Source organism: Bacillus cereus G9842 (assembly GCF_000021305.1).
GTDB classification, from domain to species: Bacteria; Bacillota; Bacilli; order Bacillales; family Bacillaceae_G; genus Bacillus_A; species Bacillus_A thuringiensis_S.
Genome location: NC_011772.1, coordinates 3554986 through 3572445, shown reverse-complemented (window position 1 = coordinate 3572445; position 17460 = coordinate 3554986). Strand labels below are relative to the sequence as shown.

Genomic DNA, 17460 nt, shown 5'->3' with positions numbered 1-17460 from the left:
CGATGATGAATATAAAAATACCAAATGATAAAAAAGAAGAGCTTGTAGCACAAATTCAGCAATTTTTCATGGAAGAAGATTTAGATGAAATTGGACGTTTCCAAGCAGAGCGTTTAATAGAAGAGATGATTAAATTAGTTGGACCATTTGCATACAATCAAGCAATTGGAGATGCAAGAAAGCTTGTAAGTGAGAAATTAACGAATATTGAAGAAGATTTATACGTGTTAGAGAAGAATGAAGGAAAATAAAAAAGAGCCGATGGGCTCTTTTTTATTTTTCTTTCTTATGTTCTTTATATTCATGTACTTTTTCTTTCACATTACCAACTGTATCTTTAGCAGTGCCTTTCACCTTATCCCATTTTCCTTCAGCTTGTAATTTCTTATTGTCAGTTACTTTCCCAACAACTTCTTTTACTTCACCCTTTACCTTATCAATAGCACCTTCTACTTTTTCTTTTAAACCATGATCATGTTTAGTCATACATTTCTCCTCCTTGTAGTTTGATTAGAATTCTCTTTTCATAGTGCAAGTTGAATGATGTATCTAGTAATAGCGTAACAAATATAGTTTGAATATTCAAATGATTAATAGGATAGAAAAGAAAGTGTCATAAAATGTATAAAATTGTAATGAGAAGAGAAAGAATGTAAATTACATGTCTTTTGCAGTCCATATTGATTTCGTATAAGCAATTTTCATATGGGCACGTTCCATATTATTTTGACTGCTGCTACCGAACTTTGCTTGTCCAACTACTAAGTTACAGTTGGATTCAATAGCCGTCTCTATTCGTTTTTGAATTAATGCAGTATGACAGCCTTTACGCTGAAATTCTGGCAAAGTAGCAGAAGCAGCTAATGATGCAATCCCATTATTTATATACAGGACACCAATACCCGCAGGAGTGTTTTGAACTTCGGCTATGAAAAAATGCCAGCCAGGTTTATTGTAGAGAATTTCGTTATTTTGATGGACGCCATCTTTTGTAAAGGATGGCATGTTAAATCCGCGTACGTATATGTCTGCAAAAATATGAAATTCATTTTCTTTTAGTTCGCGTACTGAAATGTTAGAAGGAAGAAGGGAAGGGTCTTCTCTCGGTATACTATATAAAGCGGTATGGAAGCTGGATTGGTAAAATCCTCTTTGTGAGATAAGTATTGAAATAATTTGGCTGTACCTTGAGCGGGTGTAATTTCAAAACGACAAGGGATTTGTAGCGATTGATAATAAGAGACGATTTCATCTATCTCATCTGTATTTGTAAATGTAATACCTTTTACCGTATTAAAAGCTGGACCAGCAATTATTTTTGATGAAAAGGCAGTGGCACTCCCGAACTTTTTCATTTGTACTTGCATTGGATTTTCAGCTAATGCTTGTAATGCTTTTAGTCTAGAAGAGAGCATATGTATTTCTGCGTTTTCAATTTCTGTGGCTATATCGAGTGTTATAACAGTAGTCATAAAATTCCTCCATTAATAAATATATTTCATGGTATATATACGATTTTTGTTTTGAGATTCCTGTTGAAATGTGAGAGAATAAGAGGTTTTTTGGAAGGGAAATGGAAGTGAGCTGTCGAAGGGAGTGGAAACAGATTAAAGGTGGTGCTCTCATGAAACAAAAAGCCGTGCAGGCATGCTCTAATTGTGGTTCTCAAAACATAGGAGAAGGTGAGTTTGTCGGATATGCACAAATACGGAAAAAGGAAACGATGTTCACATCTTCACCGGTGGATGCTTATATTTGTACAGATTGCGGGAATATCCTTCTATTAAAAGTACGACATTATGAAAAGTTTAAGCAGAAGCCGTTATGATTATTGGGAAGTGACTTTATTAGAAAAGTTAATAAGAGTAATATTTTACATATATATGAGTATGCCTCAGATAAAGAGATGAAAACATATACTGTACATGGTTCGTTATATGACACATAAAAATATATAGAAGAAATTGTGAGGCAGTAGGAGGAAGAAAAAACAGCTCCTCTTGGAATATTTCATATTTAAAACTCCTTTAAATGAATAAAGGAGTTTTTTGTTTTTTTATAACAATAATTACCTTTAATTATTATAATTGGTTATTGAGAGAGGTGGTTTATTAACGCCATAATCATAGAAGAATAATAGCTAAATCGTATACAAAACCACTATATAACACATTCGCAACCGTAAGTTGACAAAGTGCAACCGCGGGAAGATAGAGATAAAGGCAATGTTTACATACAATTTAGGTAAGAAAACAAAGGGGGACACACATATGGGATTTGGTGAAAAGCTTTTTAAATTAAGAAAGGAAAAGGGCCTTTCTCAAGAAGCATTAGCTGAAAAATTAAACACAACAAGGCAAGCGGTTAGTAAATGGGAAAACGGTCAAGGTTTTCCTGAAACTGAAAAGTTAATAATGATTGGAAATGTATTTGAAGTATCACTTGACTATTTATTAAAAGAAACTGCTGAGCAAAGTAACGAAAAGGAAAATGGTTATTATGTAAGTAAGGAAATGGCAGAAGGGTATGTAGTGTATGGACAAAAAATTTCTAAATATATTGCATTAGGATTTAGCTTGCTTATTTTATCTACAATACCGTACTTATTATTTAAAGAAAATGCAACAATGTCTACGTTTCTTGTCATTATCATTGCAGTGCTTGGGATCGGAGCAATGATGGCACCTGTAACGATAGAAGAGAGTCGATACAATGTATTGAAAAAGGAAGAACTACTATTTGATCAAAACTTTCTAAAAGAATTGACAAAAAGATATGCGACTATTAAGAAGAAGTATGCGTCAGTAGTGATCGTTGGATTTTGTTTTATTGCAGCAGGAGCGATTCCGTTTTTGTTTGAGAAAAAGCATATAACTTCAGGAGAATTAGTGCAGTATTACCCTTATTGTGTTGTACTTATTGCTATCGGAGTTTATCTTTTTGTACGTGTGTTAGGAGTGTTAGAGACGTATCGGATTTTAGTAGAAAATAAGGAATACAGTAATCGTTTTATTTTTAAATTGAAAAAGAAAGTAAGGAAAAAGGTAGATAGTTTATAAAAAATAAAAAACATGTTTCGAATCAATGTATTCAAAACATGTTTTTTATCGTTCTGAATTATTTCCAAAGAAATAATTCAGAAAATACAGAAAAATGTCGTAATCATTTGTAGAAGTCTGTTATAATGAACGAAAAATAAAAACGCTTTAAAGGGGGATATAACCAATATGATGATGAATGTACCGCTAACAATTAGTTCTATGATGGAAAGAGCAGAAAAACTGTTTTCAAAGAAAGAAATTGTTTCACGGACACATGATACAGTTACGACGTTAACGTATAAGCAGTTAGGTGAAAGGACGAGAAGGCTTTCTAGTGCGTTAAAAAAATTAGGAATTAAAGAAGGCGAGCGTATAGGAACGTTAGCGTGGAATCATCATCGACATGTGGAAGCTTATTTTGCTATTCCTGGTATTGCTTCTGTTTTGCACACAATTAATATTCGTTTATCTCCTCAACATATTTCATACATTATTCAGCACGCAGAAGATCACATTCTACTTATAGATGAAGATCTCGTACCACTCGTTGAAAATATTCAATCACAATTATCAACTGTACAAGCCTACATTATTATGACTGATAAAGATGAACTTCCAAATACTACGCTAGAACCTGTATATCATTATGAAAAACTATTAGAAGAAGGCGATCCAAATTTCCAATTTGTAAAAGATATTGATGAAAATACACCTGCTGGTATGTGTTATACGTCAGCGACTACAGGGAATCCAAAAGGTGTTGTATATACGCATCGTAGTACTGTACTGCATTGTATGGCACTCGGTTTAGCGGATACAGCTGCTTTATCGGAAAGTGATGCGGCGATGGCAATTGTACCGATGTTCCATGTGAACGCTTGGGGACTTCCTTTTGCAGCTACTTGGTTTGGAACTAAACAAGTTCTGCCAGGACCAATGTTTACTCCAAAAATTTTATTAGAGATGATCCAAGCTGAAAAAGTAACGATAGCAGCAGGTGTGCCGACAATCTGGCTCGGTGTATTACAAGAATTAGAAAATAATAGTTACGATTTATCTAGTATAACGAGAATATTATGCGGTGGTGCTGCTGCACCGAAAAGCGTTATTAAAGCATTTGAACAAAAATATAATGTTCCTTTCGTACATGCATATGGTATGACTGAAACAAGCCCACTCGTAACACTTGCACGTTTAAAAAGTTATGAAACAGAATTATCATATGAAGAGCAATTAGAAATCCGCTCAAAACAAGGATATCTTGTCCCTGGTGTAGAGATGAAAGTAGTCGGTACAAACGGTGAAGTGAAGTGGGATGGTACTGAGATGGGAGAGTTATGTTTACGAGCACCTTGGATTGCTGAAAGCTATTATAACGATGATCGTACTGTCGAAGGATTCCGAGACGGTTGGTTATATACTGGTGATGTTGTTACAGTTGACGAGGAAGGCTGCGTGAAAATTGTTGATCGTACGAAAGATGTTATTAAAAGCGGGGGAGAATGGATTTCCTCAGTTGACCTTGAAAATGCTTTAATGGCACATGATGCTATATTTGAAGCGGCCGTTGTTGCAGTTCCACACCCGCAGTGGCAAGAGCGTCCAGTTGCCTGCGTTGTACAAAAGGCAAATAGCACTGTTACAAAAGAAGAACTATATGAATTTTTAAAACCACAGTTTGCAAAGTGGTGGTTACCAGACGATATTGTATTTATGCAGGAAATTCCGAAAACATCTGTTGGGAAGTTTTTAAAACAGGCGCTTCGGAAAGAACTTGAGCATTTGCATAAGGAGGAATAATTGAAAAAATAATTGTAAACATATATTTAAAATAAGTTGACAAATACTAAATAGAAAGATAATATAACTCCTATAATATGTTATCTAAAAATCGTTTTAAGTTTACAAATAGGAGAAGCAAATATGAATACAAAAAACTTAGTTTTCGTCGCTTTATTTAGTTCTATTATGGGAGTGTTAGGGTTAATACCTCCAATTGCTCTTGCTATTACACCAGTTCCGATTACATTACAATCACTCGGTGTTATGCTTGCTGGTGGATTGTTAGGATCACGTCTTGGTGCGTTAAGTCAGCTTATTTTCTTACTTATTGTTGGAGTTGGGGCACCATTACTTGCAGGTGGACGAGGTGGTCCAGGTATATTTGTTGGGCCAAGCGCAGGATATTTACTTGGTTATATTGTAGGAGCATTTGTTATTGGTTATTTAATTGAGCGTTTACGTGAAGTTTCTATTATAAAAGTATTATGCATTAATATAATTGGTGGTATTTTCGTAGTTTATGTATTTGGTATCATTGTACAAGCATTCGTAATGGATATTTCTATATGGCAGACGATGAAAGTGAGTGTCGTATTTTTACCAGGTGATTGCATAAAAGCGATTATAGCAGCAATTCTTGTAACGAAATTACATCGTTCATTGAAACATATTATTACGCCTGCTCTAAAGAGTGGGAAATATACAAATGCGGGATAAGAAAGAGAAGAAACACGTTCATTGCGTGTTTCTTTTTATTATTTTGTAAAGAAAGGACGTCTCAAATGGGGATTACAAAAGAATATAAAAAGTATGCCTCTTTACTATCAAGTAAAATAGCAATAAAGGAAAATGATCGAGTATTAACATATAAAGAGTGGTTTGAGTCAGTATGTAAAGTAGCAAACTGGTTGAATGAAAAAGAATCGAAGAATAAAACGATAGCAATTGTATTAGAAAATAGTATGGAGTTTTTACAACTATTTGCTGGGGCTGCGATGTCTGGATGGGTTTGTGTGCCGTTAGATATAAAGTGGAAAGAGGATGAGCTCAAAGAAAGAATTGCAATTAGTAATCCGGATGTGATTGTGACAGAGCGATATAAGGTAAATGATCTACCGGATGAAGAAGGAAGAGTAATTGAAATTGATGAGTGGAAAAGAATGATAGAGAACTATCTTCCTACATATAATCCTGTAGAAAGTTTACAAAATGCTCCTTTTTATATGGGATTTACATCAGGATCAACAGGAACAGCAAAAGCATTTTTACGTGCACAACAATCGTGGGTTCATAGTTTTGATTGTAATGTACATGACTTTCATATGAAAAGGGAGGATTCGATTTTAATAGCTGGGACGCTCGTTCATTCTCTTTTCTTATACGGGGCAATAAGTGCATTATATGTAGGACAAACGGTGTACATTATGAGAAAGTTCATTCCAAATCAAGTACTAGATAAGTTAGAAACTGAAAATATATCAGTTATGTATACAGTTCCGACAATGCTTGAATCTTTATATAAAGAAAATAGAGTAATAGAAAATAAAGTGAAAATTATTTCGTCAGGAGCGAAATGGGAAGCTGAAGCGAAAGAAAAAATAAAGAATATATTTCCTTATGCGAAAAGATATGAATTTTATGGTGCATCAGAGTTAAGTTTTGTAACAGCACTAGTCGATGCAGAAAGCGAAAGAAGGCCAAATTCAGTAGGAAAACCTTGTCATAATGTGCAAGTTCGAATATGTAATGAAGCAGGCGAAGAAGTACAAAAAGGTGAAATAGGAACTGTTTATGTGAAAAGTGATCAGTTTTTTATGGGATACATAATAGATGGGGTTTTAACACGGGAGTTGAATGCAGAAGGCTGGATGACAGTGCGAGATGTAGGCTATGAAGATGAAGAAGGCTATATATATATTGTTGGTAGAGAGAAGAATATGATTTTATTTGGAGGAATCAATATTTATCCAGAAGAAATAGAAAGTGTATTACATGAACACCCAGCTGTTGATGAAATAGTTGTAATTGGTGTGAAAGATAGTTACTGGGGTGAAAAGCCCCTCGCGATCGTAAAAGGAAGTGCTACGAAACAACAATTAAAGAGTTTTTGCTTACAGAGATTATCCTCTTTTAAAATACCGAAAGAATGGCATTTTGTAGATGGAATACCTTATACAAATAGTGGGAAAATCGCTCGTATGGAAGCAAAAAGTATGATTGAAAACCGGGAGAAAATATATGAATAGAGCAGTTATTGTAGAGGCGAAAAGAACACCTATCGGTAAGAAGAATGGGATGTTAAAAGAGTATGAAGTTCAGCAATTAGTAACGCCGCTTCTTACGTTTTTAAGTAAAGGGATTGAGAGAGAAATAGACGATGTCATGTTAGGGAATATTGTGGGGCCAGGAGGGAATATTGCGAGACTATCTGCTTTAGAGGCGGGACTTGGCTATCATATTCCTGGTGTAACGATTGATCGGCAATGTGGTGCTGGTTTAGAAGCAATTCGAACTGCGTGTCATCTCATTCAAGGCGGGGCAGGTAAGTGTTATATCGCCGGGGGAGTAGAGAGTACAAGTACGTCACCTTTTCAAAAAAGAGCACGATTTTCACCTGAAACAATTGGTGATCCTGACATGGGAGTAGCGGCTGAATATGTTGCGGAGCGTTATAACATAACGAGAGAAATGCAAGACGAGTATGCTTGTCTTAGTTATAAGCGGACACTGCAAGCGTTAGAAAAAGGATATATACATGATGAAATATTTTCTTTTAATGGATTATTAGATGAATCTATAAAGCTAGAAATGAATTATGAACGAATCATTAAAAGAACAAAGCCCGCATTTTTACAAAATGGAACAGTAACGGCAGGTAATTCGTGCGGTGTAAATGATGGAGCATGTGCCGTTCTTGTAATGGAAGAGGGACAAGCCCGAAAGTTAGGTTATAAACCTGTCCTTCGTTTCGTTCGTAGTGCTGTAGTGGGAGTGGATCCCAAGCTTCCAGGGACTGGTCCGATATTTGCGGTGAACAAATTATTAAACGAAATGAATGTAAAAGTAGAGGACATCGATTATTTTGAAATAAATGAAGCATTCGCCTCAAAAGTTGTTGCTTGCGCAAAAGAGTTACAAATTCCGTACGAAAAAGTAAATGTAAATGGTGGAGCAATTGCGCTCGGTCATCCGTACGGTGCATCTGGTGCTATGCTTGTAACACGTTTGTTTTATCAGGCACAAAGAGAGTCTATGAAATATGGAATTGCTACATTAGGAATTGGAGGCGGGATAGGGATTGCGCTATTATTTGAGAAAGTAGAAGACTAGCGAGGTAACTAGTTTTCTACTTTTTGAGGAACATAAATATTGCTACCAGGCTTCGCTTTCATTTCGTTCCAAGCAGCAATCGCATCAGCTTTTGCTTTCCCTTTATTATTTGGATCTTCGAAAAAGTCACGAGTAAAGTGATTGTATTCAAATTGTGCACCGATAGTTGTTTTGTATGTAGGGTCTTTTTTTCGTTCGTTTTCTTCATGCCAAAAAGCTACCGCGTCTTCATATGTTTTTCCAACATTCTCTTTGAAAAATTTTTGAAGAGCTACTGTAAAGCGGAAGTTTGTTCCGATTTTTTCTTTGAAAAAAGCACGAACATCTTCGCTACAGCGGTGATTGTTAGTAATAATCGTTTGAAGAGAAAGGTCTTTATAAGAGAGGGAAGCTTTACGCACTTTTTGCCCAGAGCTGTTTTTTAAGACTTTCCCCGTAGTTAAATAATGTGAGATACAATCGGTTATTTCAATCTTAGAGCCGCTAGCTGGCAACCCATTCTCACGACAAAATGTTTGGAGTTCTGCTTTTAACCAATAATAGTTTTGGAAATCTTCAAGTGATATAGACTTTGTTAAAGGTGGACGCATGAATGTAACAACTACTTTCTTCCATAATTTTCTTCAATTATAAAACGTACGTTCTTTTTATGGAAGGGGTAATTTGTAAATATAATGGGAAGAGGAGATTACATATGGAAAATGTAATGCAAGTTCGTGTTACGGGAATTTTAATTGAAGGTGAAAAATTATTGCTAGTAAAGCAAAAAGTTGCTAATAGGAATTGGTCTTTACCTGGAGGAAGAGTGGAGAATGGTGAAATGTTAGAAGAGGCGATGATTAGAGAAATGAGAGAAGAAACGGGATTAGAAGTTAAAATTAAGAAGCTACTCTATGTTTGTGATAAACCGGATGCCAGTCTATCTTTATTACATATTACATTTCTACTTGAAAAGCTTACAGGGGAAATTATGTTACCCTCTAATGAATTTGATCATAATCCAATTCATGATGTGCAAATGGTACCGATTAAAGATTTAAGTCAATATGGTTTTTCGGAAACTTTTATCACTCTTATAAGTGAAGGTTTTGCAAGTGCAGGGAGTTATCAAGGCTTGAAACAAAATATTGGTTTGTAAGTGTAGAGTAAGGATAGCTGTTAGCTATCCTTACTAAAAATGCTTTACACCGCCGACTGTAAAGAAGAAACAAGCTGATTTAAAAATTCATCTCCGCTCATAATTGCTCTCCCGCCACCGCGAGCACTCTTCTTATTTCCGCCACCTTTTCCTTCGATTGTAGGAAGAGCGTCTTTTAAAAGAGCATTCATATCGAGTGATACTGATTTTCCGCAAGCGAGAATACATTGTAGTTTGTCATCATTTTCGATGACGAAATACGTAATTGCATGCTCTTGTTGTTCTGTAATAATAGCGGAAAGCTTTGCGATTTCTTGCATAGAACGATTTGTAAATACTTTAGAAATAAGTATGTCAGCATGAATTTTTATGGGCTGTAGAAGTAGTTCATTTGCCTCTGCAAATAATAATTTTTCATTCATTGTTTGTATTGCTTTTTCATTTTCTTTTTGAGAAGTAAGAAGTTGTGCTACTTTTGCTGGGATATCACTCCCGCTACTGTTTAATTGTTTAGAAACATCTTTCATAATTTGTTGCTGTTGTCCCATTAATTTAAGTGTACGCCAACCAGCGATAAACGTTAAGCGTATACCACCTTTATTGCGCTCCCATCCTAGTACTTGAATAGGACCAACTTCACCAGTTCGTTTCGGATGCGTTCCACCACAGCCGTTGTAGTCAAAGTTTTCGATAATAACAACCCGTATATTTTCTGTTATAGTCGGTTCTTTACGAAGGGGGAATGTTTTCGCTTTTTCTAAGTTCATCCATTCGATATGGATTTGATGGTTTTCGAAAACAATTTTGTTGGCAATGTTTATTGCTTTTTCAACCGTTTCTGTATGAAGATTTTCTATTTCTAAATCAATTGTTACCGTTTCTTTACCAAGGTGGAATCCAATCGTAGGTATGTTAAAATGATCCCAAAAAGCAGCAGATAAAATGTGCTGAGCCGCATGTTGCTGCATATGATCAAAACGGCGCTCCCAATTGATTTTACCTTCTACTTCTTCTGTATGTAATTTTTCTACAATGAAGTGACGAATTTCCCCATGTATCTCTTCTACATTGATTACATCGATATCATTTAATGTGCCAGTATCATGCGGTTGTCCGCCACCTGTCGGATAAAATGCGGTCTCGTTTAAAACGACGTATAAGTTACCGTCTTTATCATAATCTTGCTTTATAATTTTTGTAGTAAAGTCTTGCTTATAAGCGTCAGTGTAATATAATTTTTGCTCCAATTTTCTTTCCCCTTTCGCGTTCACTAGTTTCATTGTAAAGCAATTGAAATTAGTTTCCTAATATTTCAGAAGAAAGAAGCTATTTTTAGAATTTTCTTGCTATAATAAGAAAAAGAAAATGCGGGGGTGGAATGAATATGTTATATGAAAACGGCGTAGATAAACTTCTTAGTTTAAGTAAAAATATTTCTGAATTGTATCGAGAATTAAATGAAATGACCCGGATTTTAACGGATTGTAATCGAGAAAGTGTGAAGTTTGATCGGTTATATGTAAAAGAGTTACTGTGGAAGAAAGAAGATGTAATAGAGAAATATGACCAGCTACTTGTGCAACTTTGTATAAATGAATGCTTTGATTTAAAAAGTGTCATTACAGGGGAATATAAGTATACATATGAAGAAGTAGAAAACATAGTTTTACAATTTAATGAAAAGTATAATGTCGCAATCTTAATTAAAGATGTGTGTAAAGAATTACAGTTCACATATGGAATTGATATGGACATAACGAGAACAACTCGGGTATCAACAGCTCAAGTATAGAAAAAGGAAAAGAAAGCAGATCCTTTGCTTTCTTTTTTTTATGTAAGAACGGGGAGAGTAGGTTTAGTGATGAAGGGGAAGTTACAAAATATTCATCCGTTAGGAATGACAATTATAATAGGGACTTTATTTGCGAGGTTCGCCACGTCAATGAGCATTCCTTTTTTAGCAATTTATTTAACGACTGTTAAAGGTGTATCAGCTGGAATGACAGGTGCTATTATCGGAACGAGTGCACTTGTTGGTGTTTTTGCTAGTTTTATCGGAGGGAATTTATCAGATCGATTTGGCCGGAAAACGATTATGCTCTGGTCCATGATCGTTTGGATTTTTGTGTTTATAGGTTTTTCACTTGCGAATCATGTTTTAAGTTTCTTTTTATTAAACGCTTTAAATGGATTATGTAGGTCGTTTTTTGAGCCAACATCAAGAGCATTATTATCAGATTTAACGAAACCAGAGTATCGTTTACTCGTATATAATTTGCGTTACGGTGCAATCAATGTTGGAGTGGCGATTGGCCCTCTTGTCGGATTACAGATTGGAAGCGCAAAATCTACAATTCCTTTTTTAGTAGCAGCTGGAGTGTACATTCTATATACAGCTATATTAGCATTCCAATTTAAGAAGTATCCAATTGAAAAAAAGAAAATAAATACAGAAAAACCTGTCACAATGTTAAATGCAATTCGCATTTTGCGAAAGGATGTCGTATTTTTAGTTGCTTTAGTCGGTATTATTTTGAGTAATTGTGGTTTTTCTCACTTAACGACAACAGTATCTCAATATTTTGCAAATGCACATATATTTCAGGATGGAGTGAAATTATTTTCATATATGTTAGCTTTAAATGCGATTGTTGTAGTGATTATCCAATACCCTGTTATTCAAATGTGCAAAAAGTATACACCGTTAACATCAATTATGGTGGGGACTTTATTTGTAAGCGGAGGATTATTTGGCTTTGGAATAGTAGAATCTATGCTAAGTGCTGCCGTTTGTACAATTATTTTTACAATTGGAGAAGTCTTAATGTTTTCGATGACGGATGTATTTATTGATGATATTGCTATTGCGCATCTAAAAGGAACATACTTCGGTGCGATGGGCTTTTCGGGAATTGGAGCAGTAATAGGTCCGTGGTTTGGAGGAGTACTTCTCGATTACTACGGCTACCAAAATGGGTTTGTAGTATTTTCAGCACTAGCTATATTTTCAACTGTGGCATTTCCTGTGCTTTTAGTTACAAAAGGTTTATCGAAAAAAAGATATGATGCAAATTCTAATATAGAAATGCATGCGAAATAACATAAGCCCCAGTAACCAACTGGGGCTTAGTTTATATTATATTAACTCTTAATTTGAAAAAAGAACTTTTTTTTCATGCTTATCAGCAACTTCATTTTTGGAAATATGAATGGCTAAAAATCCGTTTTCTAAGCAGGCTAGCATCTTTTTATAAATGATAGTAGTAGGTAAAGGGATTGTTCGTTGTAAGGAAATGTTTTTATGAAGTATGCATATAGCTAGGCCTGTCTCTAACTTTTTAATGAGTACATTTTGTTCAGTGACATTTTGTACATCTGTTTCCAAAATATATTCTTCTTCGGTTTCGCAAAGGTCGATGTGAATTTGATTTGGAAAGCTAAAGTTACTATAAGAATCGGAACAAAATTGATCCATCCATTCTTCGAAACCATCAACATGAAAAAGACAATTCTTCTTTTTCTTGCCCATGTAAGACACCCTCCGTAAAATATCAATTCATATCATGTTATGCATGAATGAAACAGAGGTGAAGAATAAATGATGAAATACAAACATTTTATGTTGAATGTGCACGGTATGTGAATATTTTTTATTACATATCATGATGTGCATGTTTTTTTTGGCGTGAATGGTTACGGTTTTTTACTTTATGAGATCCGCTTAATGGCTCAGGTTGTCCTTTTTTTTCTTTAGATTCACGATTGTTTTTACTCATTATATGTTACACCTCCTCTTTCTTTTTAGAATGAGAGAAGTTGACGATTTTATACAAGAATGTTTTTAGAAAAAAAGGTAAAGATAAAGGGGACTAACTATTATAGAAAGGGGATTATATAATGCCATATCATAAAGATAAGCAACAAGCCTTTCAAGCGGCACAGCAAGGAGTTACACAAGCAGAAAATGCATTTAATAATATTGTGAAGAATGACCCTAACTATGGTCATGATTTAAAAGAGTTACGCCAAGAGGTTCAGGAAGCATATGAACAAATTCAAAATGCACTAGAGGTAGCTTCAGAAACACAACGTCCACAACTTGAGCAATATGAAAATAATCTCCAAAATATAATGCGAAATGTAGATCAATTAGAAAAGTAAATGAGGTTGTTGTCTATTCGACAACCTTGCTGCTTTAGTGAACGTTATGTTAAAACAGAAAATTCTTTTAATAGTTTTTTCTTTATTATGCGCAGTACATATATTTCAAGTGGAAAAAGTGGAAGCGAAAATGTTGCTCAGAAAAGAGTTAGAACCAACTGGTTATGTAACATGGGAAGTACCTAATAATGAAAAAATTATTGCAATTACATTTGATGATGGGCCAGATCCAACATATACACCGCAAGTTTTAGATTTATTACGTCAATATAAGGCTGAAGCGACATTTTTTATGATTGGATTTCGAGTTCAGCGCAATCCATATTTAGTGAACCAAGTGTTAAAAGAGGGACATGAAATTGGAAATCATACGATGAATCATTTGTATGCGAGTAATTCGTCAGATGAAAAATTAGAAAATGATATTTTAGATGGAAAGAAATTTTTTGAAAAATGGGTGAAAGAACCTTTGCTATTCCGTCCTCCTGGTGGATATATTAACGATGCTGTATTTAAAACAGCGAAAGAAGCTGGTTATCAAACTGTTCTATGGTCATGGCATCAAGATCCACGTGATTGGGCAGATCCAGGGGTTGAATCCATTGTAAATCATGTAGTGAAAAATGCTAAAAGTGGCGATATTGTATTGTTACATGATGGAGGAAATGATCGTAGTCAAACGGTAGCAGCGCTAGCAAAAATTTTACCTGAGTTGAAAAAGCAGGGCTATCGATTTGTAACGGTTTCGGAATTACTACGTTATAAACATTAGAAAAAATCCCAAAAGGAAAATAGACCTTTTGGGATTTTTCTTTACTGGTTCTTTTTACGTTTCTTATTATTTTGTCGCTCTGCTGGAGTTAAAGGCTCGTTTGCAAATTCTTCATTGTAACCAGTTCCTTGTCCTTGTGCAGATGCAACATTCATTCCTGAAATAGTATGATTTGCTTTTCTTTTACCCATTTTATTTCACCTCTATAACATTTTTTGTATGTTGAATGATGAGCAGTTCATAGTATGTATGAACTGTAAGTAAATCGCTGATAGAGCACTTTACTTTATGATAATAGTATTCATAAGGAGCATGAAAGCTATTCAAATTTAGAAACATAAAGAAAACTTATGATAATCTATAAGTTTCTTATTATTTACTTATTTAGAAAGTTGTAATAAGATATTATCGTAAGGTATTGAAAAGTTTGTCTACATTTTATATTCAGACAACTTAGTCACGTTTAACAGGGGGGAAACATAATGGTCAAACATAATCCATTTCAATCACGTGCAACTTTTGAAGTAGATGGAAAAACGTATCATTATTATGATTTGAAAGCGCTTGAAAATGCAGGGGTTGGCAACGTATCTCAATTACCATATTCCGTGAAAGTTTTACTTGAATCAGTACTTCGTCAAGTAGACGGACGTGTAATCACAGAAGAGCATGTTACAAATTTAGCGAAATGGGGAACGAAAGATGTGCAAGATATCGATGTTCCATTTAAACCATCTCGTGTAATTTTACAAGATTTCACTGGTGTTCCAGCTGTTGTTGATTTGGCTTCGCTTCGTAAAGCAATGGCAGACATGGGTGGGGATCCTGACAAAATTAATCCTGAAATTACTGTAGACCTTGTAATTGACCACTCTGTACAGGTTGATAGAGCGGGTACGGCAGACGCGCTTGCATTCAACATGGACTTAGAGTTTAAACGTAATGAAGAACGTTATAAATTTTTAAGCTGGGCACAAAAATCATTTGATAACTACCGTGCAGTTCCACCAGCTACAGGCATTGTACACCAAGTAAACCTTGAATATTTAGCACCAGTTGTTCATGCTGTGAAAAATGCTGAAGGTGACTTAGTTGCATACCCAGATTCATTAGTTGGAACAGACTCACATACAACAATGATTAACGGTATCGGCGTTCTTGGATGGGGCGTTGGTGGTATTGAAGCAGAAGCAGGAATGCTTGGACAGCCTTCATACTTCCCAGTACCTGAAGTAATCGGTGTGAAATTAACTGGCACACTTCCAAGTGGTACTACGGCAACAGACGTTGCATTAAAAGTAACACAAGTATTACGTCAAAAAGGTGTAGTTGGTAAATTTGTTGAGTTCTTCGGTAATGGACTAAAGAGTATGCCTTTAGCTGACCGTGCAACAATTTCAAATATGGCACCAGAATACGGCGCAACTTGTGGATTCTTCCCAATCGATGATATTTCATTAGAATACTTACGTTTAACAGGTAGAGATGAAGAGCAAATTCGTATTGTTGAAGAATACTGTAAAGCGAACGGTTTATTCTATACAGCAGATAGTAAAGATCCAATCTACACTGATCTTGTTGAAATTGATTTAAATACAATCGAATCTAACCTTTCTGGACCGAAACGCCCACAAGATTTAATTCCACTTTCAGATATGAAAGATGCGTTCCACAAAGCTGTTTTAGCACCAGTTGGAACACAAGGACTTGGATTTAATGAGCAAGAGTTCGATAAAGAAGTGAAGGTTACATTAGAAGATAAAGAAGTAACGATGAAAACAGGTGCAATTGCAATCGCTGCAATTACAAGCTGTACAAATACATCAAACCCATACGTATTAATTGGAGCAGGTCTAGTTGCGAAGAAAGCAATTGAAAAAGGACTTGTAGTACCTGAGTACGTAAAAACATCATTAGCACCAGGATCTAAAGTTGTTACTGAGTACTTAGATAAATCCGGTTTAACAACATATTTAGATCAATTAGGTTTCCAAACAGTTGGTTACGGTTGTACGACTTGTATCGGTAACTCTGGTCCATTAGCGCCAGAATTAGAAGAATCAATCGCAGCAAACGACTTACTAGTAACATCTGTTTTATCTGGTAACCGTAACTTTGAAGGTCGTATTCATCCTCTTGTAAAAGCAAACTACTTAGCATCACCACCACTTGTTGTGGCATATGCACTTGCAGGTACTGTTGATATTGACCTGAAAAATGATGAAATCGGTAAAGATGCAAATGGCAATGCTGTTTACTTCAATGATATTTGGCCATCAGCTAAAGAAATTGAAGATGTAGTTCAAAGCGTTGTTACATCTGAATTGTTCAAGAAAGAATATGCACAAGTATTTAACAGCAATGAGCGTTGGAATGAAATCCAAACTTCAAACGAAGCTTTATATACTTGGGATAATGATTCAACATACATTCAAAACCCACCATTCTTTGAAGGTTTATCTAAAGAGCCAGGTGAAGTTGAAACGTTATCAGGTTTACGCATAGTTGGTAAATTTGGTGATTCTGTAACAACAGACCATATTTCACCAGCAGGTTCAATTGGTAAGCACACACCAGCTGGACGCTACTTATTAGAAAACGGCGTACAACCAGTTGACTTTAACTCTTACGGTTCTCGTCGTGGTAACCATGAAGTTATGATGCGTGGTACATTTGCAAACATCCGTATTAAAAACCAAATCGCACCAGGAACAGAAGGCGGATATACAACATATTGGCCAACTGGTGAAGTAACATCTATCTATGATGCTGCTATGAAATATAAAGAAGATGGAACAGGTCTTCTAGTTGTTGCTGGTAAAGATTACGGTATGGGAAGTTCTCGTGACTGGGCTGCGAAAGGTACTAACTTATTAGGTATTAAAGCAGTAATCGCAGAAAGCTTCGAACGTATTCACCGCAGTAACTTAGTATTAATGGGTGTATTACCACTTCAATTTAAAGAGGGCGAAAGTGCTGAAACATTAGGCCTTGTTGGTAACGAGTCATTTGAAATTCAAATCGACAAATCAGTTAGACCACGCGATCTTGTAAAAGTAGTTGCAACTGATTTAGATGGCAACGAAAAACAATTTGAAGTAGTAGCTCGTTTCGATAGTGAAGTAGAAATTGACTACTACCGTCACGGTGGTATTCTGCAAATGGTTCTTCGTGAGAAAATCGAAGAGTCAAAAGTGTCAAACTAAATAATTGAAATGAACAATAAGGAAGCTAAC

General features: G+C 35.4%; 19 protein-coding genes and 1 pseudogene. 13 read left to right on the top strand and 7 right to left on the bottom strand.

Features of this window, described 5'->3' with window-relative positions:
- The first annotated feature begins 2 nt into the window (after positions 1-2).
- Positions 3-251, top strand: coding sequence for a DUF2164 domain-containing protein (locus BCG9842_RS17815; protein WP_000981064.1), 249 nt, complete (start codon positions 3-5; stop codon positions 249-251).
- A gap of 22 nt (positions 252-273) precedes the next feature.
- Here BCG9842_RS17815 and BCG9842_RS17810 read toward each other — a convergent pair whose 3' ends face one another.
- Positions 274-486: a CsbD family protein gene (locus BCG9842_RS17810; protein WP_000160410.1), complete on the bottom strand. Its 213-nt coding sequence runs from the start codon at positions 484-486 to the stop codon at positions 274-276.
- Between the two features lie 171 nt (positions 487-657).
- Positions 658-1472: pseudogene (locus BCG9842_RS17805) on the bottom strand (GNAT family N-acetyltransferase).
- A gap of 101 nt (positions 1473-1573) precedes the next feature.
- Between BCG9842_RS17805 and BCG9842_RS17800 the strand changes: the two are divergent.
- The 6 genes from BCG9842_RS17800 to BCG9842_RS17775 all read left to right on the top strand — a co-directional run bounded on the left by BCG9842_RS17800 (position 1574) and on the right by BCG9842_RS17775 (position 8153).
- The gene (locus BCG9842_RS17800) at positions 1574-1828 is read left to right on the top strand and encodes a hypothetical protein (protein WP_003260719.1); all 255 of its coding nucleotides are present in this window, start codon (positions 1574-1576) and stop codon (positions 1826-1828) included.
- Positions 1829-2270: 442 nt separating this feature from the next.
- Positions 2271-3059, top strand: a complete 789-nt coding sequence (locus BCG9842_RS17795) for a helix-turn-helix domain-containing protein (protein ID WP_000505609.1) — start codon at positions 2271-2273, stop codon at positions 3057-3059.
- A gap of 168 nt (positions 3060-3227) precedes the next feature.
- A complete protein-coding gene (locus BCG9842_RS17790) occupies positions 3228-4841 on the top strand; it encodes a long-chain fatty acid--CoA ligase (protein ID WP_000980177.1) in 1614 nt (537 codons plus the stop codon).
- Between the two features lie 123 nt (positions 4842-4964).
- Positions 4965-5540: a biotin transporter BioY gene (locus tag BCG9842_RS17785; RefSeq protein WP_001093320.1), complete on the top strand. Its 576-nt coding sequence runs from the start codon at positions 4965-4967 to the stop codon at positions 5538-5540.
- A 65-nt stretch (positions 5541-5605) separates the two neighbouring features.
- A complete protein-coding gene (locus BCG9842_RS17780; RefSeq protein WP_000513182.1) occupies positions 5606-7069 on the top strand; it encodes an acyl-CoA synthetase in 1464 nt (487 codons plus the stop codon).
- Positions 7062-8153 (top strand): acetyl-CoA C-acyltransferase, encoded by a 1092-nt coding sequence (locus tag BCG9842_RS17775; RefSeq protein ID WP_001078011.1) that lies wholly within the window; start codon positions 7062-7064, stop codon positions 8151-8153. The genes BCG9842_RS17780 and BCG9842_RS17775 overlap by 8 nt, the downstream gene beginning before the upstream one ends.
- Positions 8154-8161: 8 nt before the next feature.
- Here BCG9842_RS17775 and BCG9842_RS17770 read toward each other — a convergent pair whose 3' ends face one another.
- On the bottom strand, positions 8162-8743 hold the full coding sequence (locus BCG9842_RS17770) for a DUF6434 domain-containing protein (protein ID WP_001247748.1): 582 nt from the start codon (positions 8741-8743) through the stop codon (positions 8162-8164).
- Positions 8744-8847: 104 nt separating this feature from the next.
- Between BCG9842_RS17770 and BCG9842_RS17765 the strand changes: the two genes are divergently transcribed.
- Positions 8848-9291, top strand: coding sequence for an NUDIX hydrolase (locus BCG9842_RS17765; RefSeq protein WP_000432582.1), 444 nt, complete (start codon positions 8848-8850; stop codon positions 9289-9291).
- A 44-nt stretch (positions 9292-9335) separates the two neighbouring features.
- On the opposite strand, the gene BCG9842_RS17760 is transcribed toward BCG9842_RS17765, so the two are convergent.
- Positions 9336-10538 carry a serine-tRNA(Ala) deacylase AlaX gene (locus BCG9842_RS17760; protein ID WP_000435890.1) on the bottom strand — a complete coding sequence of 401 codons (1203 nt, stop codon included), beginning with the start codon at positions 10536-10538 and terminating at the stop codon, positions 9336-9338.
- A 137-nt stretch (positions 10539-10675) separates the two neighbouring features.
- On the opposite strand from BCG9842_RS17760, the gene BCG9842_RS17755 reads away from it, so the two are divergent.
- Both BCG9842_RS17755 and BCG9842_RS17750 read left to right on the top strand, forming a co-directional pair.
- Positions 10676-11083, top strand: a complete 408-nt coding sequence (locus BCG9842_RS17755) for a hypothetical protein (protein ID WP_000965134.1) — start codon at positions 10676-10678, stop codon at positions 11081-11083.
- Between the two features lie 69 nt (positions 11084-11152).
- Positions 11153-12391, top strand: a complete 1239-nt coding sequence (locus BCG9842_RS17750) for an MDR family MFS transporter (RefSeq protein ID WP_041488172.1) — start codon at positions 11153-11155, stop codon at positions 12389-12391.
- A 48-nt stretch (positions 12392-12439) separates the two neighbouring features.
- Here BCG9842_RS17750 and BCG9842_RS17745 read toward each other — a convergent pair whose 3' ends face one another.
- Entirely contained in the window at positions 12440-12820 is a 381-nt protein-coding gene (locus BCG9842_RS17745; protein ID WP_000516758.1) for an Hsp20/alpha crystallin family protein, read from the bottom strand.
- Between the two features lie 124 nt (positions 12821-12944).
- A complete protein-coding gene (locus BCG9842_RS17740; protein WP_000042142.1) occupies positions 12945-13067 on the bottom strand; it encodes a small acid-soluble spore protein P in 123 nt (40 codons plus the stop codon).
- A gap of 121 nt (positions 13068-13188) precedes the next feature.
- Here BCG9842_RS17740 and BCG9842_RS17735 point away from each other — a divergent pair, with 121 nt between their 5' ends.
- The gene (locus tag BCG9842_RS17735) at positions 13189-13452 is read left to right on the top strand and encodes a hypothetical protein (RefSeq protein WP_001146295.1); all 264 of its coding nucleotides are present in this window, start codon (positions 13189-13191) and stop codon (positions 13450-13452) included.
- A gap of 46 nt (positions 13453-13498) precedes the next feature.
- Positions 13499-14224 carry a polysaccharide deacetylase family sporulation protein PdaB gene (gene pdaB, locus BCG9842_RS17730; protein ID WP_000917689.1) on the top strand — a complete coding sequence of 242 codons (726 nt, stop codon included), beginning with the start codon at positions 13499-13501 and terminating at the stop codon, positions 14222-14224.
- Between the two features lie 41 nt (positions 14225-14265).
- Here the strand turns inward: pdaB and sspO are convergent, their stop codons facing one another.
- Positions 14266-14415, bottom strand: a complete 150-nt coding sequence (gene sspO, locus BCG9842_RS17725; RefSeq protein ID WP_000518060.1) for a small acid-soluble spore protein O — start codon at positions 14413-14415, stop codon at positions 14266-14268.
- 291 nt (positions 14416-14706) lie between these two features.
- Here sspO and acnA point away from each other — a divergent pair, with 291 nt between their 5' ends.
- Complete coding sequence (acnA, locus tag BCG9842_RS17720; RefSeq protein ID WP_000238553.1) at positions 14707-17430, top strand: aconitate hydratase AcnA; 2724 nt, start codon at positions 14707-14709, stop codon at positions 17428-17430.
- Positions 17431-17460 lie beyond the last annotated feature (30 nt).

What these genes read in the sequence shown, in the direction of transcription:
- BCG9842_RS17750 (WP_041488172.1), top strand. Translation starts at nt 11,153, where the DNA reads ATGAAGGGGAAGTTACAAAATATTCATCCGTTAGGAATGACAATTATA.
- acnA (WP_000238553.1), top strand. Translation starts at nt 14,707, where the DNA reads ATGGTCAAACATAATCCATTTCAATCACGTGCAACTTTTGAAGTAGAT.
- BCG9842_RS17815 (WP_000981064.1), top strand. Translation starts at nt 3, where the DNA reads ATGATGAATATAAAAATACCAAATGATAAAAAAGAAGAGCTTGTAGCA.
- BCG9842_RS17800 (WP_003260719.1), top strand. Translation starts at nt 1,574, where the DNA reads ATGGAAGTGAGCTGTCGAAGGGAGTGGAAACAGATTAAAGGTGGTGCT.
- sspO (WP_000518060.1), bottom strand. Translation starts at nt 14,415, where the DNA reads ATGGGTAAAAGAAAAGCAAATCATACTATTTCAGGAATGAATGTTGCA.
- BCG9842_RS17795 (WP_000505609.1), top strand. Translation starts at nt 2,271, where the DNA reads ATGGGATTTGGTGAAAAGCTTTTTAAATTAAGAAAGGAAAAGGGCCTT.
- BCG9842_RS17755 (WP_000965134.1), top strand. Translation starts at nt 10,676, where the DNA reads ATGTTATATGAAAACGGCGTAGATAAACTTCTTAGTTTAAGTAAAAAT.
- BCG9842_RS17775 (WP_001078011.1), top strand. Translation starts at nt 7,062, where the DNA reads ATGAATAGAGCAGTTATTGTAGAGGCGAAAAGAACACCTATCGGTAAG.
- BCG9842_RS17740 (WP_000042142.1), bottom strand. Translation starts at nt 13,067, where the DNA reads ATGAGTAAAAACAATCGTGAATCTAAAGAAAAAAAAGGACAACCTGAG.
- BCG9842_RS17790 (WP_000980177.1), top strand. Translation starts at nt 3,228, where the DNA reads ATGATGATGAATGTACCGCTAACAATTAGTTCTATGATGGAAAGAGCA.
- BCG9842_RS17810 (WP_000160410.1), bottom strand. Translation starts at nt 486, where the DNA reads ATGACTAAACATGATCATGGTTTAAAAGAAAAAGTAGAAGGTGCTATT.
- BCG9842_RS17735 (WP_001146295.1), top strand. Translation starts at nt 13,189, where the DNA reads ATGCCATATCATAAAGATAAGCAACAAGCCTTTCAAGCGGCACAGCAA.
- BCG9842_RS17745 (WP_000516758.1), bottom strand. Translation starts at nt 12,820, where the DNA reads ATGGGCAAGAAAAAGAAGAATTGTCTTTTTCATGTTGATGGTTTCGAA.
- BCG9842_RS17770 (WP_001247748.1), bottom strand. Translation starts at nt 8,743, where the DNA reads ATGCGTCCACCTTTAACAAAGTCTATATCACTTGAAGATTTCCAAAAC.
- BCG9842_RS17785 (WP_001093320.1), top strand. Translation starts at nt 4,965, where the DNA reads ATGAATACAAAAAACTTAGTTTTCGTCGCTTTATTTAGTTCTATTATG.
- BCG9842_RS17765 (WP_000432582.1), top strand. Translation starts at nt 8,848, where the DNA reads ATGGAAAATGTAATGCAAGTTCGTGTTACGGGAATTTTAATTGAAGGT.
- BCG9842_RS17780 (WP_000513182.1), top strand. Translation starts at nt 5,606, where the DNA reads ATGGGGATTACAAAAGAATATAAAAAGTATGCCTCTTTACTATCAAGT.
- pdaB (WP_000917689.1), top strand. Translation starts at nt 13,499, where the DNA reads ATGTTAAAACAGAAAATTCTTTTAATAGTTTTTTCTTTATTATGCGCA.